Annotated in this window: 16 protein-coding genes and 1 pseudogene; 9 read left to right on the top strand and 8 right to left on the bottom strand. The window is 69.0% G+C overall.

From position 1 onward, the window contains the following. Positions 1 to 5 precede the first annotated feature (5 nt). Entirely contained in the window at positions 6 to 1,007 is a 1,002-nt protein-coding gene (gene ccsB / locus LX13_RS13310) for a c-type cytochrome biogenesis protein CcsB (protein ID WP_253661764.1), read from the top strand. Between the two features lie 126 nt (positions 1,008 to 1,133). Here ccsB and LX13_RS13315 read toward each other — a convergent pair whose 3' ends face one another. The 3 genes from LX13_RS13315 to LX13_RS13325 all read right to left on the bottom strand — a co-directional run bounded on the left by LX13_RS13315 (position 1,134) and on the right by LX13_RS13325 (position 2,403). Continuing rightward, positions 1,134 to 1,574, bottom strand: coding sequence for a helix-turn-helix domain-containing protein (locus tag LX13_RS13315; protein ID WP_372499892.1), 441 nt, complete (start codon positions 1,572 to 1,574; stop codon positions 1,134 to 1,136). Positions 1,575 to 1,793: 219 nt separating this feature from the next. Further along, positions 1,794 to 2,102: a hypothetical protein gene (locus LX13_RS13320; protein WP_253661859.1), complete on the bottom strand. Its 309-nt coding sequence runs from the start codon at positions 2,100 to 2,102 to the stop codon at positions 1,794 to 1,796. 58 nt (positions 2,103 to 2,160) lie between these two features. Further along, the gene (locus LX13_RS13325) at positions 2,161 to 2,403 is read right to left on the bottom strand and encodes a BldC family transcriptional regulator (protein ID WP_296391512.1); all 243 of its coding nucleotides are present in this window, start codon (positions 2,401 to 2,403) and stop codon (positions 2,161 to 2,163) included. Between the two features lie 204 nt (positions 2,404 to 2,607). Between LX13_RS13325 and LX13_RS13330 the strand changes: the two genes are divergently transcribed. The 6 genes from LX13_RS13330 to LX13_RS13355 all read left to right on the top strand — a co-directional run bounded on the left by LX13_RS13330 (position 2,608) and on the right by LX13_RS13355 (position 8,724). Then, positions 2,608 to 2,985: a DUF4229 domain-containing protein gene (locus LX13_RS13330; RefSeq protein WP_253661765.1), complete on the top strand. Its 378-nt coding sequence runs from the start codon at positions 2,608 to 2,610 to the stop codon at positions 2,983 to 2,985. Next, entirely contained in the window at positions 2,982 to 4,118 is a 1,137-nt protein-coding gene (cds1, locus tag LX13_RS13335; RefSeq protein ID WP_253661766.1) for an L-cysteine desulfhydrase Cds1, read from the top strand. Before LX13_RS13330 ends, cds1 begins: the two co-directional genes overlap by 4 nt. A gap of 32 nt (positions 4,119 to 4,150) precedes the next feature. Beyond that, positions 4,151 to 4,834, top strand: coding sequence for an ABC transporter ATP-binding protein (locus LX13_RS13340; protein ID WP_253661858.1), 684 nt, complete (start codon positions 4,151 to 4,153; stop codon positions 4,832 to 4,834). Then, positions 4,831 to 7,398: an FtsX-like permease family protein gene (locus LX13_RS13345; protein ID WP_253661767.1), complete on the top strand. Its 2,568-nt coding sequence runs from the start codon at positions 4,831 to 4,833 to the stop codon at positions 7,396 to 7,398. Before LX13_RS13340 ends, LX13_RS13345 begins: the two co-directional genes overlap by 4 nt. A gap of 177 nt (positions 7,399 to 7,575) precedes the next feature. Further along, positions 7,576 to 7,818, top strand: coding sequence for a helix-turn-helix domain-containing protein (locus LX13_RS13350; protein ID WP_253661768.1), 243 nt, complete (start codon positions 7,576 to 7,578; stop codon positions 7,816 to 7,818). A gap of 57 nt (positions 7,819 to 7,875) precedes the next feature. After that, on the top strand, positions 7,876 to 8,724 hold the full coding sequence (locus tag LX13_RS13355) for a Clp protease N-terminal domain-containing protein (RefSeq protein ID WP_253661769.1): 849 nt from the start codon (positions 7,876 to 7,878) through the stop codon (positions 8,722 to 8,724). 73 nt (positions 8,725 to 8,797) lie between these two features. Here LX13_RS13355 and LX13_RS13360 read toward each other — a convergent pair whose 3' ends face one another. Then, on the bottom strand, positions 8,798 to 9,667 hold the full coding sequence (locus LX13_RS13360) for a 1,4-dihydroxy-2-naphthoate polyprenyltransferase (protein WP_253661770.1): 870 nt from the start codon (positions 9,665 to 9,667) through the stop codon (positions 8,798 to 8,800). A gap of 86 nt (positions 9,668 to 9,753) precedes the next feature. Here LX13_RS13360 and LX13_RS13365 point away from each other — a divergent pair, with 86 nt between their 5' ends. Continuing rightward, positions 9,754 to 13,071 carry an AfsR/SARP family transcriptional regulator gene (locus tag LX13_RS13365; RefSeq protein ID WP_253661771.1) on the top strand — a complete coding sequence of 1,106 codons (3,318 nt, stop codon included), beginning with the start codon at positions 9,754 to 9,756 and terminating at the stop codon, positions 13,069 to 13,071. A gap of 4 nt (positions 13,072 to 13,075) precedes the next feature. Here LX13_RS13365 and LX13_RS13370 read toward each other — a convergent pair whose 3' ends face one another. From LX13_RS13370 to LX13_RS13385, 4 genes are all read right to left on the bottom strand, one after another. Then, positions 13,076 to 13,900: an ABC transporter permease gene (locus LX13_RS13370; protein ID WP_253661772.1), complete on the bottom strand. Its 825-nt coding sequence runs from the start codon at positions 13,898 to 13,900 to the stop codon at positions 13,076 to 13,078. Next, the gene (locus LX13_RS13375) at positions 13,897 to 14,889 is read right to left on the bottom strand and encodes an ATP-binding cassette domain-containing protein (protein WP_253661773.1); all 993 of its coding nucleotides are present in this window, start codon (positions 14,887 to 14,889) and stop codon (positions 13,897 to 13,899) included. The genes LX13_RS13370 and LX13_RS13375 overlap by 4 nt, the downstream gene beginning before the upstream one ends. 64 nt (positions 14,890 to 14,953) lie before the next feature. Then, positions 14,954 to 15,307 carry a hypothetical protein gene (locus LX13_RS13380; RefSeq protein ID WP_253661774.1) on the bottom strand — a complete coding sequence of 118 codons (354 nt, stop codon included), beginning with the start codon at positions 15,305 to 15,307 and terminating at the stop codon, positions 14,954 to 14,956. 37 nt (positions 15,308 to 15,344) lie between these two features. Further along, positions 15,345 to 15,836 carry a hypothetical protein gene (locus tag LX13_RS13385; RefSeq protein WP_253661775.1) on the bottom strand — a complete coding sequence of 164 codons (492 nt, stop codon included), beginning with the start codon at positions 15,834 to 15,836 and terminating at the stop codon, positions 15,345 to 15,347. A 543-nt stretch (positions 15,837 to 16,379) separates the two neighbouring features. On the opposite strand from LX13_RS13385, the pseudogene LX13_RS13390 reads away from it, so the two are divergent. Further along, positions 16,380 to 16,835: pseudogene (locus LX13_RS13390) on the top strand (LCP family protein); the annotation flags it as partial.

Here is a 16,835-nt window from a genome sequence, read left to right on the forward strand (position 1 = left end):
GCGGAGTGAACAACATCGACGAGGGCGTGTCCCGGTACTCCGACCTGCTCTTCGGCACCACGCTCACGCTGTACGTGCTGGCCATGATCATGTTCCTGGCCGCGCTCGCCTCGAAGCGGTCACGTGTGATGATCCCGGCCGAGGCGCAGAGCAGTAGCAACATCCTGGTCAAGACGGGTGCGGGCAGTGCGACCCCGCCGCCCGCGGCGATCGACCGCACGCCGGGCAAGGTCGGTGCGCGCGATCGGACCGGCTTCGGCGACCGGATCGCGAAGATGGCCTTCCCGGTGGTGATCCTGGGGGCGCTCGCACACCTCGGATCGATCGTCACCCGCGGTGTGGCCACCGACCGCATGCCCTGGGGCAACATGTACGAGTTCATCAGCCTGTCGTGCGTCGCCGGGGTGATCGCGGGCATCGTCGTACTGCGTCGTCCGGAGAACCGCCCGCTGCTGTCGTTCGTCCTGGTCCCGGTTGCGCTGCTGATGTTCATCGCCGGGCGGTGGCTCTACACCCAGGCCGCCCCGGTGGTGCCTGCACTCAAGTCCTACTGGCTGGCCATCCACGTCTCGATCGTCTCGGTCGGCTCCGGGGTGTTCCTCGTCTCCGGCGTCGCCAGCGCGCTGTACCTGATCAAGCTGCGGTACCCCGAGGCCGGCGCCGGGGTCTGGGGCCGCGTCCTCGAACGCCTCCCGAGCGCCCAGGCCCTCGACCGCCTCGCCTACAAGACCGTCGTCTTCGCGTTCCCACTGTTCGGCCTGGGCGTCATCTGTGGCGCCATCTGGGCCGAGTCGGCCTGGGGTCGCTTCTGGGGCTGGGACCCCAAGGAGACGGTGTCGTTCATCGCGTGGATCATCTACGCGGCCTACCTGCACGCCAGGGCGACCGCAGGATGGCGCAACACCTCGGCCGCGTGGATCAACATCGCCGGCTTCGTCGCGATGCTGTTCAACCTCTTCATCATCAACCTGGTGGTGTCGGGACTGCACTCCTACGCGGGGCTGTGAGTCGCGCGGGTCGGTGAACCGTCCCGACGGGCACCGGCATCGCAATGATGCCGTTCGTGCCAGAAACTAAGAACCGGATGCGACGACAAGTAGGGGATTGTCGCGCCCCCGTGAAGCGGGTAGCGGCTACGCCTGGTCCTTGGCGCGGTCGGCCTGCTGCTTCTTGACGACCTTCAGCAGTTCGATGACCACGTCGATGGTCGACTCGGAGAGCTCCTCGTGCCGGAACGCGGCCAGATGTGCGCCGGTCTCGGCGGCCATCTGGACGTATTCGCGCTGCTGCTCGACGCGCTTGAGATCCTCGTCCGGGTCGGAGAGGAAGTAGGTGACGCTGATCTCGAACGCGCGGGAGATCGCCTCCACCGTGCGGAACGACGGTGTCTTGGCCTTCCCGGTGCGCAGCTGCGAGATGTAGGCGTCGCTGAGCGTGTAGCCCAGGCGGTTGGCCTTCAGCGCGATCTTCTTGCCCGTGTACGGAATACCGTTCTCGTCGCGGACGGTCTCGAACAACTCGTTGAGACTCATCGCGAAAGTACGTCCGGTGTTCACATCGGTCGTCGTGGTCATTCGTGCTCCCCAAACTTCTCGAAGCCGACCGCGGACGGCCGACTCCTACAGCAGATTGAACTCGCGCACCTGCACTTCGTGATCGCGGATTGCTCCAGGCGAAGACCGGTTACGGGTCGACTCTACCTTTTGAGGTAGCAAACGAGATGCCGCATTCAGGCGATCACGAATATTCGCGATACCGAAGACGGTGTTGGCGCGTCCGGCGCCAGAACGTGGCTACGTGGACGCACCCGGACGGGGATCGTCGCGGTGCGGTGCGCCGTCGGTCGAGTCGTCCTCCGGACGCGGTGCGCGGGGATCGGCGTCGGGCGTCGAGGAGTCGTCGGTGGGGGTCACGGGACCGCCCGCGGAGGGGCGGGGGCCGCGTCGGCCGGTGCGGTCGAGGTCGAGCAGGAAGTCGGTGTCGTCATCGGGGCCGATGGGGCCGCGACCGCGCGTGACGGTGTCCTGCGGCTGCGGGCCGAATGCCTTCCAGACCAAGTAGGCAACGGCGACCGCCCCGATGAGAGCGAACAGATAGATCACAAGCAACCTCCAGATGTACCCGGTAATTCAGGGTACGGGAGGTTGCGTGCGAGATGTTCTAGTCGGTCTTGCGGTTCAGCAGTGCGACGACGTCGGCCTCGCGGAAACGGCGGTGACCACCGGGGGTGCGGATCGCGCCCAGCAGTCCCGAGCTCGCCCAGCGCGCCACGGTCTTGGGGTTGACGTTGAACATCGCGGCAACCTGTCCCGGCGTCAGGGTGTGCTGGCTCGCGGCGCGGGGTGTGATGGGCATCGCGCTCGACGTCATCGCGGAGATCGGGTTGTGGTTGATGGCAGTCATATTCTGTCTCCTCATGCTGTGCCGGGCCGCTGGGTGGGACCGCGATCGCAGGAGCTCGGTCGGTACGGCCGTTGGCCGTTCTGGCGTTGCCCTCCAACATGATTACACCGAGAATGCAAGGTGTTCGAACGGTCAGCTGTTGGTAAATCAATGGTAAAAATCGGGCATCGCGGTCGTGGGGGTCCCGGGAAGTACCCTGACGGGGTGAGTGAACGCGAGAACAACGCCGCCGGCCCCGGACGTCGACTGGCCATCCGACTGGCCCTCTACACCGCCGCACGGCTCGGACTCTTCGTCGTCGTGGCGGCCCTGATCTACGGCATCGGGCACCTCGCCGGGGTCGACGTCCCGATCCTGGTCGCGGGCATCTTCGCCGTGGTGATCGCCCTGCCGCTGGGCATGCTGGCGTTCAAGCGGCTGCGCACCGAGTTGAACGTGGCCATCGCCGAGGTCGACGCCGACCGGCAGGCCAAGCGCGATGCGCTGCAGGGACGCATGCAGGGCATGAACGGTCCCAAGGCCGGTGGTCGGAAGGCAACGCGCCCAACTGATCCCGGTGCGGGTTCAGAGCGCGGCGCATGACCGCCGGCGGTGGCGCATCGGCAGTGGTGGACCACCGGGGATCTCGCGCGTGGGTGGACACGGCCATCCGTCTCATCGAGGCCGACGCCACCCGTAGCGCCGACACCCACCTGCTGAGGTTCCCGCTGCCGGAATGGGCGCGGTTCGTCGGTGCCGACGGCCTGCCGACCGGGATCGATCTCTACCTCAAGGACGAGAGCACCCACATCACCGGCTCGCTGAAACATCGGCTGGCCCGCTCGCTGTTCCTCTACGCCCTGTGCAACGGCTGGATCACCGAGACGACACCGGTGATCGAGGCGTCGTCGGGCTCCACGGCGGTGTCGGAGGCGTACTTCGCGGCCCTGGTCGGGGTGCCGTTCGTCGCGGTGATGCCGCGCAGCACGTCGTCGGCCAAGGTGGCGCTGATCGAGCGACAGGGTGGGCGGTGTCACTTCGTCGACCGTCCCGGCGAGGTCTACGCCGCCGCGGCCGGGTTGGCCGACGAGCTCGGCGGACACTTCATCGACCAGTTCACGATGGCCGAGCGGGCCACCGACTGGCGCGGCAACAACAACATCGCCGAGTCCATCTACAGCCAGCTCGCGCTCGAGGCGCACCCCGTCCCCACCTGGATCGTGGTCGGAGCGGGGACCGGCGGCACGTCGGCGACGATCGGGCGCTACATCCGCTACCGCGGACACCCAACCTGGCTGTGCGTCGTCGACCCGGAGAACTCGGCGTTCGCCCCGGCCTACGCCTCCGGCGACGGCGGCACGGTCTCGGCCGTCGGGTCGCGGATCGAGGGGATCGGCCGACCGCGGGTCGAGCCGTCGTTCGTCTCCCAGGTCATCGACACCATGCTCACCGTGCCCGACGCGGCATCGGTCGCGACCGCACGTCTCGTCGGCGACACCCTCGGTCGTCGGGTGGGCCCGTCGACCGGCACCAACGTGTGGGGCGCGTTCAGGCTGATCGCCGAGATGGTGGCGCAGGGCCGTGGCGGCAGTGTGGTCACGCTGCTCTGCGACGGTGGCGACCGGTACGCCGACACGTACTTCGACGACGACTGGGTCGCCACGCAGGGCCTCGACCTCACCCCTCCGCGTGCCGTGCTCGACGAGTTCGTCGCGAGCGGTCGGTGGCGCGGGTGACCCAGGCCGTCCCCGGCAGTGCCGCCGGCCCCATGATCGAGGCCGTCGACCTGGTTCGCGAGTACCGCATGGGCGAGGAACGCGTGCGGGCGCTCGACAACCTGAACCTGACGCTCGACGGCGGGCAGTTCGTGTCCATCGTCGGTCCGTCGGGCGCGGGCAAGTCGACGTTGCTGCACGTGGTCGGTGCGCTCGACGTCCCCGACTCGGGCACCATCCGCGTCGACGGCGAGGACATCGGCCGCCTCACCGACGATCAGCAGTCCGAGTTCCGCAGGCGCAAGGTCGGTTTCATCTTCCAGTTCTTCAACCTGGTGCCGACGATGTCGGCGTGGGAGAACGTCGCCCTGCCGCGACTGCTCGACAGCACGCCGCTGCGCAGGTCCAAGGCCGACGCCATCGAGCTGCTCGAGCGGGTCGGCCTGGGCAACCGGGCGAACCACCGGCCGTCTGAGCTGTCCGGCGGCCAGATGCAGCGGGTGGCCATCGCCCGGTCGCTGGTGATGAACCCGCGCATCGTGCTGGCCGACGAACCGACCGGGAACCTCGACTCGCACACCGGGCAGGCCATCCTCGACCTGCTCGGGGGCCTGGCCCACGACGACTCCGGTCGGCTCGTCGTGATGGTGACCCACGACGGAGGTGCGGCCTCGGTCGCCGACCGCTCGGTCACCGTGCGCGACGGGCGGATCGAAGAAGCCGCCGACACACCGTGAGCCCTCGCCTCGCGCTCGCCCGCCTCAACCCTCTGCCCGCGTGGACCCGGGTCCGCGTGCTCAACCTGCGCGAGCTGCGCAGCCACCGACTCCGGGTGATCACCTCACTGATGGTCATCACGGTCTCGTCGATGCTGATCGTCGCGGTCCTGGGTACCTACGGGTCGCTCAGTTCCTCGGTACGACAGCTGAGTTCGACGGTGTCCGGCTCGGCCGACCTCGACGTCAGCGCGATCGGCGACAGCGGTCTCGACGAGTCGCTCGTCGGCGCCATCCGGCGCGGGGTCCCGCAGGCCGCCACGGTCGCCCCGCTCGTGCAGTCGTCGGTGTCGATCGACGGCGAGCAGGTCTCGGTGCTCGGTTCCGACCTGACGATCCTCGGGCTCGGTGGCGCGATCCGATCGGTGCTCACCGCGCAGTCGGCCGGTGGTGGGGGAGTGTCGCAGTCCGATCTCACCTCGGGCATCGCGGTCGGTCCCGGGTTCGGCTACCGCGTCGGGCAGCGGGTGAGCGTCGACGGTGTCGACGTCGAGGTCACCCGCGTTGTCGACTCCGAGGCGGCCGCGCCCATCAACAACGGCCGGTTCATCGTCGCGTTCCTCCCGCTGGCGCAGCGGATCACGCAGCAGACCGGGCGGCTCGACTCGATCCTGGTCAAGGCCGCACCCGGCGTCGACACCGACACCCTGCGCGCCGACATCGAGCGGGTCGTCGACGGTCGGGCCGTGGTGAACAACCCCGACTTCCGTGCGAAGCAGGTGGAGACGGCCAGCGCGGTGACCCGGGACTCGACGCTGCTCGTCGCGCTGATCTCGCTGGTGATCGCGGCGTTCCTGGTCTTCAACACGATGAACATGGCGGTCGCGTCCCGCCGCAAGATGCTGGCGATGGTCCGGGCCATCGGAGGCCGACGCGGGCCGTTGGTGCGTGACCTCATCGGCGAGGCGGCGTTGTTCGGGTTGGTCGGTGGGCTGATCGGGATCGGCTTCGGTGTCCTGGCCGGGCGGTGGCTGATCGGGCGGTTGCCGTCGGTGTCGGCGGAGGGCTTCGGCGCGACGCTGAGCTACCACCTGCCCTGGTATGTCGGGCCCGTCGCGGTGGTCGCCTGCGTGCTGGCGTGCGTGGCGGCGAGTGTGCTCGCGGCGAGGTCGGTGTTCGCGCTGTCCCCGATCGAGGCGATGGTGCCCGGCGAGCTGAGTGCGCGCGATCGTGGGCCCGGGCTGATCGAGTGGGCGGCCGGGGTCGGGGGCCTCGCGCTGGTCGCGCTCGGCTGGGTCATCGCCTATACGGTCCAGGGGCGGCTGGTGTTCGGCGCCGCGGTCGTCTCCAGCATCGGATCGCTGCTGTTCTTCTTCGCGATCACGAAGCCGCTCGTGCGCGCGGTGACGGCGCTGGCGACACGGTTCGGCGGGCCCGGGAAGCTCGCCGCGGTCAACACCGAGCGCACGCCGCGCCGGGCCTGGGCCACGCTGATGACGGTGTCGGTGGCCGTGTCGGTCGGTATCGGGACGTCGGGCGCGATGAACGACCTCGTCGGGTCGGTCTCCGGGGCGCTGGACGGTCTCGCCGACCCCGATCTCTACGTCTCGTCCCAGCCGGTCGAGAACATCCCGAGCGGCCCGATCCTCGACTCCACCATCCGCGACCGCGTCGCCGCGGTTCCCGGCGTCGAGCGTGTGGTCGGTGGCCAGTGGGCGACGGTGAACCTCGGCGAGGCCAGAATCCTGATGCAGGGGCTGTCACCGGGCATCCAGGCGCCGTACGTGAAGAAGGCCTCGCCCGAGGTCGTGCAACAGGTGCTCGACGGCAAGGGCATCGTCATCTCGAAGGTGCTCGGGCGCACGCTGAACGCCGGCGTCGGCGACGAGATCCGGTTGGCCACCCCCACCGGCTTCCACTCGCTCAAGATCCTCGAGGCCGTCGACTACGTGACCCTCGACTCGGGCACGGCGGCGATGTCGGAGACGTTGCTGGCGCAGTGGTTCCAACGCCCCGGCAACAGCTTCCTGCAGGTCACCTACGCACCGGGCGTGGACGAGGCGCAGGTCCGATCCGCGGTCGACGCGGCCGCGACGTCGACGGTCGGCAGCCGCTCCGGTGCGCAGCCGGTCTACGTCTACACCGGGGAGGAGACCCTCGACGCGACGCGCGCGTCGGTCGAGCAGTCCGGTGCCTTCACCATCGCGATCCAGTGGATCGTCGCGCTGGTCGCCGCGATCGCGCTGCTCAACACGCTCTTGCTGTCGGTCATCGAGCGGCGGCGCGAGCTCGGGGTGCTGCGCGCCATGGGGGCGTCGCGGAAGTTCATCTCCCGGATGGTGTTGGCCGAGGCCGCCGCGATCGCGGCCGTCGGGTCGGTCCTCGGCGTCCTCAGCGGCGAGCTGCTGCACGTCATCAGCGACAAGGTGCTCGGCGTGACCACCTCGGTCGACATCGGCTACTCGCCGCAGTACTCGACGATCCTCTACGTGGTCGTCGCGTTCGGACTCTGCTTCGTCGGTGCCTTCCTGCCCGCCGCCCGTGCGGCGCGCATGAACATCAGCGAATCCATCCTCGACGAGTAGCGCTTGCCGCTCCGGGCCCCAGCCGCCGCCCGTTGGGCCGTCGTTCTCCCGCGTTGGGCCGGTGTCGCGCCTCGGTGGGCCGTCATCACGCCGCGTTGGGCCTTCGTTCGCACCTCGTTGGAATACTTGTCGTCAATAAATGTTGACATGCTGTAGATGTCAACTTAACCTGACATCATGCAGGACGACGGAGACATCGATCAGAACGACATCACCACCGCTGCGGCGAGTACCGACCCCTCCCAGGGTTTGGTCGCAGTCCGCGCCCTGCGCACACTGGCCGACCGACTCGAAGAAGTTCAGGTGGCCAGCGCCCGCGAGCAGGGATGGAGCTGGCAGGCGATCGCAGAGGTACTGCAGATCAGCCGCCAGGCCGTGCACCAGAAGCACTCGGCTCGCGAGAAGGCTCGACCCGAATGACACCACAGCCCACGAGAAGTGAGCATCACCACGAAACCACATGAGAAGAGACACAACATGTTCGAACAATTCACACGCGAGAACCGACACATCCTGTCGTTCGCAATGGAAGAGGCCGCCGACCTCGGGCACACCCAACTCGGCAACGATCATCTGATCCTCGGGATGCTCTGCAACGCCCGCAGCCCGATCTTCGACCGGCTCACCGCAGAGGGCTTCACCCTCACCGCGGCCCGGGAGACGGTGCGTGCGGTCCGCGGCGACGCCGAGGACACCGACGCCGAGGACGCGGACTCATCGCAGGTCGACGAGGACCGCGAAGCCCTCAAGTCGGTCGGCATCGACCTCGACAAGGTCGCGACCGCCATCAAGAACACCTTCGGCACCGACATCACCGACGGGTGGTCGAAGCGCGGATCCGAGCGTCGCGGACGCGGCGACCGCGGACACGGCGAACGCGGCCATCGGGGCGGACCCGACCGCGGTGAGGACTCCGGTCCGCGCGGGCACCGGGGCCATCGACACGGTCACGGCGGCCCCGGGTTCGGCAACCCGGAGTTCGGTGGTCCCGGCTTCGGTGGTTCCCCGTTCGGTGGCCCCGACTTCGGCGATCGACGCGGCGGCCGCGGCGGTTTCGAGCCGGGCGACGGCCCGTGGGAACACGGCCGCGGACGCCGCGGACCCCGTGGACGCGGCGGGCCCTTCGGCCGGCCCCGGTTCTCGGTGGACGCCAAGGCGGCCCTCGCCAACGCGGTTCAGATCGCCCGCGAGACCGGCAGTGATCGACTCACCGCCGAACACGTCCTGCTCGGCATCCTCAAGACCGACGACAAGCGCTCACGTGCGCTGATCGAATCGGTGACCACGCCGGACACGCTGCGCGACGCCCTGAGCGCCACCGCCTGATCCGACGCGGAACGACGCTGCGCCCACGGGGATCCCCCGTGGGCGCAGTTGCGCTGGGACACCGAACAGTGGGTCAGGCGATGAACAACCCCACGGCGGTGGCCAGGGCCCAGACCACCATCGCCAACCCGGTCTGCGCCAGCGCCGGGATCAGCGCGGGTCCCTGCGCGCCGGCCCGGACCGGAGAATGAGCCCGCCACGCCAGCGGCGCCGCGAGCAGGCCGACCAGCGCCCACGGGGTTGCGATGACCAGCACCACCGACAGCACCGACGGAACGGCCACGAGACCCAGATGAAGATCACGAGTCCGCTTGTCGCCCAGTCGGACCGCGAGGGTCGTCTTGCCCGACTCGGTGTCCGACGGGATGTCGCGCAGGTTGTTGGCGACGAGCACCGCGCTGGAGTACGACCCGACCGCGACGGCGCTGACGAACCCGACCCAGTCGATCTCGCCGGCCTGGACGAACTGTGTTCCCAGCACGCCCACCAGGCCGAAGAACACGAACACCGCGACCTCGCCGAACCCGGCGTAGCCGTAGGGGTTCTTGCCGCCGGTGTAGAACCATGCGCCGGCGATGCAGACCGCCCCGACGAGGATCAGCCACCACGCGCTGGTCAGCGACAGCACCACGCCGGAGACGCCCGCGATCGCGAACGCGGTGAACGCGGCGTTGCGCACCGAGTGCGGCGAGGCCGCCTTCGAGCCGACCAGTCGCATCGGTCCGACGCGGTCGTCGTCGGTGCCGCGGATGCCGTCGGAGTAGTCGTTGGCGAAGTTCACGCCGACGATCAGCGACACCGACACGACCAAAGCGAGCAGCGCCTTCCACCAGAGCGCGTCGCCGAGCCAGGCGGCGGCGCCGGTTCCGGCGAGCACGGGCGCGATCGCGTTGGGGAACGTGCGCGGCCGCGCGCCGTCGAACCACTGCTTCGGGGTTGCCATGTCGACAATCCTTACCCATCTGCTCCGGCGGCCGATCAGACGGTGTCGCAACTAGTGTGTAGATCTGTTCGCGTGAAGGGGTTGTGATGTCGGAGGGCTCGTCGGCGGTGACGATCGGACTGCTGGGTCCGGTCGCGGTCGACACCGGCCGCGGCATGGTCGAGATCGCCGGGACACGCGCGCGACGGCTGCTGGCGGCGTTGACGCTGCAGCCCGGCAGCGTGCGGTCGGCCAGCGTGCTGATCGACCTCGTGTGGAGCGACGCCAGGCCGAAGTCGCCGCAGTCGGCGTTGCACACCCAGATCTCCCGTCTGCGGCACGCGTTGCCCGAGGGCATGATCGCCGCCGGTTCGGCCGGGTACCGCCTCGATCTCACCGGCCATGCGGTCGACGTCGACCGGGCCCGCAGCCTCATCGACGACGGGACCGCGGGCTCACTCGACGACGCTGCGCGACTCTGGCGTGGCGTGCCCGGTGACGACCTCGGCGACGACGACCTGGCCGCAGAGGTGCGGGCGGTCGGTGACGGGCTCCGGCGGCGCCTCGACGAACGCCGCTGCCGGGTGGCGCTCGAGGGCGGCGACCACGAGACCGCGCGGCGGGTGGCGCAGTCGTTGTGCGACCACGACCCGTTGGACGAACCGGCACACCTGCTGCTGATGCGGGCGCTGCAGGCCGCCGGGCGCGCCAACGACGCACTCGCGGTGCACGCCCGCCTGCGGCGCGCGCTGTCGTCGGAGCTCGGGGTCGACCCGGGCGCCGAGATCGCCGCGGTCCACCGCGAGCTCCTCGACGGCCCGACCACGGCTCCGGTGCCGACTGCCGCACCGACCGTCCGTTCCACGCGCGGGTCGACCGGTCTGCGAGCCGAACCCAACGAGTTGCTGGGCCGCGCAACCGATATCGACGATCTGCTCGCCGGGCTGCGACGTCACCGCGTGGTCTCGATCGTCGGGCCGGGTGGCGCCGGCAAGACCCGTATCGCCCAGGCCGTGGGACGCCGTGTGGCCGACGAGTCGCGGTCTGTGCTCGTCGTCGAACTCGCGTCGGTCCGCACCGACGACGACGTGGTGGGCGCGGTCGCCGCCGCGCTCGGCGTGGGCGAGACAGACCTCGCGCCGGGTGGGCGTCCACTGATCCCGGTCGGTGACCTGTCCTCGCGACTCGTCGACGCGCTGACCGGCCGGTCGGCGCTGCTGATCCTGGACAACTGCGAACAGATCATCGACGGCTGCGCGCGCGTGGTGTCCGAACTGCTCGGGGCCGTGGCCGATCTGACCGTGCTGACCACCTCCCGCGGTCCGCTGCGCATCGCGGGTGAGTCGGTCCACCGGCTCGGGCCGCTGTCCATCGACGGCGATTCCGACTCGCCGGCCATCGACCTGTTCGTCGCCAGGGCCACCGCCGTCCGACCCGACGTCGTCATCGACCGCGAGACCGTGGCGCAGCTGTGCCGCGACCTCGACGGTCTGCCGCTGGCCATCGAGCTCGCCGCCGCACGGGTCCGGACGATGGGCGTCGCCGACATCGCCCGGTTGCTCGCCGAACGTCTGACGACCGGACGGCTCTCCCTGCTGCGGTCGGGCGACCGGACCGCGCCCGATCGCCACCGGACCCTGCAGGCCGTCATCGACTGGAGCTGGGATCTGCTCGACGACCCGTCCCGGTCGGCGCTGCGTCGACTGTGTCGGTTCCCGGCCGGCTTCTCCTCCGACGCCGCGGTCGCGGTACTCGGGCCGGCGCTGGGCGACGATCCGTTCGCCGTCGACGACGCGCTGGACGCCCTGGTGGACCAGTCGTTGCTGACCGTGACGGAGACATCGGCGGGGACGTCGACGCGGACGTCGGCCGGTACGCCGGGCCGGGTCCGCTACCGGATGCTGGAGATGGTCCGCGAATTCGGTGAGGAGCGGCTGGCCGCGTCGGGAGAGGGGGACGACGTCACCGGTGCGATGGCGCGGTGGGCGACGTCGTGCGCCGACGACATCCGCAACCGCTACGAGTTCGGCGACCACAGCAGCGCGATGATGGACGTCATCGCCGACGCCGACAACCTCGTGTGGGTGCTTCGGCGGTGCACCGACCCCGACGTCGAGGCGCGACCCGCGGGCGCAGTCGAGACGGCCATCAGCGTGTTCCCCGCCCTCGCGGGCAGTTGGATCGCGCGCGGACTGCACGTCGAGGTCCGCAACTGGTCGCCGCGTATCGTCGACCTGCTCGCGCACCCGCCGTCCGGTCTCGACGAACGTCGGCGCGAACTCTGGCAGGTGTCGCTGGAGATGGCCGCGGGTCATCTGATGATGCTGTCGACGGATCCGCGCGTGCTGGCCCGGTCGATGATCGCGCTCCGGGCCCTCCAGGATCCCGACGCCGTGATGACCCGCCGCGCCGACTTCATCGGCGCGATCATGTTGTCCCGCAAACCTTTCGCTGCGATCCGTGTCATCTCTCGTGGATGTCGGGCGCCGACGCCGGAGGTCCGCGCGATCGCGTTGTCGGTGCGGTCGAACGCACGGGAGAACGTGGGTGATCTCCGCGGCGCGCTGGCCGACTCGCTCCTCGCCCAGGAACTCGCCGCCGAGCGCGGCGACATGTGGATCACGGCGATGGGGTCGATGGAGATCGCGAGCATCCACGGTCAGAGCGGTCGCTACCGGGAGGCGGTCGGCCACTACCGCACCGCGGCGGTCAAGCTGGCCGAGCTCGGCGCCGACGAGGAGGTCACCCAGGTCCGGTGCTACCTGCTGTGCAGCCTGATCGGCTCGGGAGCCATCGACGAGGCGCGGGTGCTGTTCGACGAGATCTCCGACGGATGGTCGGTGGATCAGCCGATGCCGCAGGGCATCCCGCAACTGGTCGCCGGGATCCTCATCGGCGCCGCCGAACTCGCGCTGTACTCCGGCGACGACGCGACCGCGGCCGACATAGCCGGGCGCCTGGTCCGATACGTACTCACCGAACACGCCCGGGCGACCCAGGACCCGTCGATGCTGTTGTCGGTCAGTGCCGGCGTCGCCCTGCTGACGTTGTCGGGAGCCGGCCAGGCGGCGTCCGAACACCTGCCCGCACTGGCGACGCTGCTGGTCACCCAGTTCATGCCCGCCGGATTCCGCGATCTGCCGCAGACCGGCGCCGGGGCGATCGCGGTGGGTGCGGCGCTGTGTCAGACCGAACGCGGATCGGATGCAGGTGCACGACTGATGGCGATGGGCGCCCGTTTGCAGGCCCGACGGGACTACCCGGCGCTGGGTCGGATCCGCGCGGAGATGGCCGAACTCTCCGGGATGTCGGTGGACGCATGGGAGTCGCTCCGCACGACGATCGACAGGATGCCCCGACGCGTGTGCGTCGAGAACATCCTGTCGATCCTGGATCAGACCGTCCTGCAGCAGGATCCGGTCTGACGGGTCACGCGTTGCGCATGTAGGCCCGCACGGTGAGCGGCGCGAAGACGGCGATCAGAACCGCGGCCCCGAGCAGCGACCACAGGACGTGGATGCCGACGTGCCCGTTGTTGGTCATCTCGCGCACCGAGGTGACCAGGTTCGACACGGGGTTGACCTTGACGAACGCCTGCAGCCAACCGGGCATCGTCTCCGGCTGTACGAAGGCGTTGGACACGAAGGTGAGCGGGAACAGGATCATCAGCGAGAAGCCCTGCACCGCAGACGCCTTCTTGACGAGCATGCCCATCAGCGCCCAGATCCACGAGACCGCGAAGCTGCAGATGATGACCAGGACGATCGCGCCGATCAGGCCGAGCGGGTCGGGCCGCCAGCCCATCGCGATGCCGACGATGAACGTGATCACGGTGGCGATCAGATAGCGGACGACGTCGGCGAGCAGCGCGCCGGCCAGGGGTGCGGTCCGCGCGATGGGGAGTGACTTGAAGCGGTCGAAGACGCCCTTGTTCATGTCCTCGCGGAGCTGGGTGCCGGTGACCACCGAGGTGGTGATGACGGACTGGACCAGGATGCCGGGGATGATGATCGGAAGGTACTGCGACACACTGCCGGCCAGCGCTCCACCGAAGATGTAGGTGAACATCAGCGTGAAGATGATCGGCTGGAACACCACGTCGAAGAGTTGCTCGGGGTTGTGTCGGATCTTGAGCATCCCGCGGTAGCCCATGGTGAACGACTGTTTGACGGTGTCGGTGAAGCCGACCGAATCGGGGACCTCCCGCACGATGGGACGTTCGGCGGTCGGGCTGTCGATGGTGAGGGTGGTCATGCTGCGTGCTCCTTCTCGGAGTGGGTGTCGGCGCCGGCCGGCTTGCCGGTGATGGTCATGAAGACCTCGTCCAGGCTCGGCTTGGCGACGTTGAGTTCGGTGATGGCGATGTTCTCGGCGATCAGCGCGGCCATGACCTCGGAGACGAGCTCGGGACGCGACAGCGGGATGGTGACCCGACCGGCCTCGGGGCTCAGGGTCCCCTTTTCGCCGACGACCCGCTCGACGATGCTGAGGGTGGCTACGGTGTCGGTGCGGTCGGCGGGGCGGACCTGCAGGGTGTTGACGCCCACCGAGTCCTTCAGTTCGTCGGCGGTGCCGTCGGCGATGACGACGCCGCGGTCGATGACCGCGATGCGGTCGGCGAGTTGGTCGGCCTCGTCGAGGTACTGGGTGGTGAGCAGGATCGTCGAGCCCTGACTGACGAGTCTCCGGATCGTCTCCCACATCTGCGCGCGGGTCCGCGGGTCGAGTCCGGTGGTCGGCTCGTCGAGGAACAGCAGCGGGGGAGCGGCGATCAGGCTGGCGGCGAGGTCGAGACGACGCCGCATGCCGCCGGAGAACTCGTTGAGCGGACGGGTCGACGCCTCCTCGAGACCGAACTCCTCGAGCAGATCCGAGGCGATCGTCCGCGACTCCGTGCGGCTCTTGCCGAGCAGGCGGGCGAAGACGATGAGATTCTCGCGGGCGCTGAGATCCTCGTCGACCGACGCGTACTGGCCGGTGACCCCGACCAGCGACCGGACCGCGACGGGCTCGGCCACGACGTCGTGTCCGAAGATCTCGGCCGTGCCCGCGTCGGGGCGGAGCAGGGTGGCGAGCATGCGGACCGTGGTGGTCTTTCCTGCGCCGTTGGGGCCCAGGACGCCGTACACCGAACCGGTGGGAACGACCAGGTCGACACCGTCGACCGCGCGGGTGGAACCGAAGTGCTTGACCAATCCGCGGGCGACGATCGCCGGCGCATCGGTGGCGGGTGATGTGTTCATGGGACGAACACTGCACCGAGCGCCTGTCGTCGCACTGACACCGACTGTCGTCGGCCCTGTCGGGCTAGAAGAGGGTGATGTTGTTGAGGCGGTTCGAGTCGCCGTTGGTGTCGTAGGTGTAGGTCAACGCAGGGAACCCGGTGCAGTCGAGGTAGCGGATCTTTCGTGATGAGCCGGGCGCGATGTCCTCCGAGGAGCTCGTGAGCCCGCCGTAGGCGGTGGTGAAGACCGCCGCGTTGATCGCGGTGACCGGCCCCTTGTTGACGACGGTCGTGGTGCAGGTGCTGCGGTCGGTGGAGATCGACAGATCGGGCAGTCCGCTCGCGGCCGACGCCGTTCCGGCGGTGATGGCGCCTGCGGCGGCGAGTGATGCGAGCGGCAGCACGACCGCCGCGGTGAGTCGGGTGAATGTTGTCATGTCTGTTACCTCCTGGTGGGTGTGTGAAGAGATCGGTCTATGCGGTGATGGTGGCCACGGCCGGGGCGCCGAGGTTCGCTAGCGCACCGCCGAGGGCGATCAGTCCGGTGCCGGTGCGCACGATGGCACTCGGCGGCGCTTGGTCGCCACCGGAGACCGTCAATTGGACCGTGCCCCTGGCTCCCGTCGACAGGTTGATCCACGCGACATTCGCAGGCGGGTCGATCTGGCCCGCGCAGCGTGGGAACGGGGATTTCCGGATGGCGTCGTCGACGCTCGCGCAATACGGACCCAACGAGAACTTCAGGATGCCGGGAGCGGTTCGAGTGGCGGTGATGTTCTCGACGCCGAAGGGGAACGGGTCGGCGAAGAAGAGCCATCGGGACGGGATGTTGACCGAAACCGACGGGCTCGCAACATGTTGCGGTGCGGCCACGGCGTGACCTGCGCCGAGGGCGGTGGTCGCGATGGCGGCGGCCGCGGTCAACGACACGACAGACTTGGTGATGATGCGCCGAGAAATTCTCATGGCTGTTGATCCTCTGGTGTTCGTGATGGTGTTGGGGTGCTGCCGGGTCAGGGCCAGATCAGTTTTCCGCCCTTGAAGTCCTGGGCGTAGCAGGAACCGTTGGGGCCTGGCGGTATTCGTCGCCGACGGGAAGACCGAGACGTCCACCCGGAGCCCTCGAAGAACTGTTCACGGCCTTTGCCTGCGGCGTCGAGTTCATCGGTGACCGGGAATCCCAGCGGTCCGCGTTCGAAGTCGTACTGCTCGAGATCACGCTCCCTTGCTGGTCGGTGGTGTCTGCCGAGTCGGAACCTCGACGGATCTGATGGTGGTATCGCGGAGTACCACTTCGTTGTTACGGCGAACGACCGGATGTCGTCTGACCGGACGACATCCGAGTCCGGTGAGTCTGATGCCGCCGATCCCACCGTGGCCGCCGTCTGCGGTCCGATTGGCCCTGTTCGCAACGTATCTCGCATTTGTGCTGATGTCGGTGACGGTGTCGCTCGGCTACATTGGGCACCGCCACCAGGCCCCCGCCCCACGACGACAGAGAACCCGCCGATGCCGCCCGACCACCCGCGCCGACCGTCGACCCGTCAGGGTCCGCGACGGTTTGCCGGTGATCTCGAGGCCACCCGGATCATCCCGTCCGGCGGAGGCCGGCACGCCAAGCATGCCCGCCCGGAACCGCCACGCAGACGCCCGCGACGTGCCACGACGCTGGGCCGGACGGCAGTCGCGTTGGCCGCGTGTGGGGTGTTGGCAGCGACCGGGCTGGCGTGGTCAGGGGCGCAGACGGTGCAGAATGCCTTCCATACGTCCGATGCGTTGGACGGGGCGCCGCGCTCGACCGGCGCCGCGGAGAACATCCTGCTCATCGGCCTCGACTCCCGCAAAGACCGCAACGGAAACGACCTCCCGCCCGACGTCCTCGCGCAGCTCCACGCCGGCGACGGACAGGAGGGCGGATACAACACGAACACCCTGATCCTCGTCCACGTCCCCGCCGACGGGAAG

The organism is Williamsia maris, from assembly GCF_024171815.1.
Taxonomy (GTDB): domain Bacteria; phylum Actinomycetota; class Actinomycetes; order Mycobacteriales; family Mycobacteriaceae; genus Williamsia_A; species Williamsia_A maris.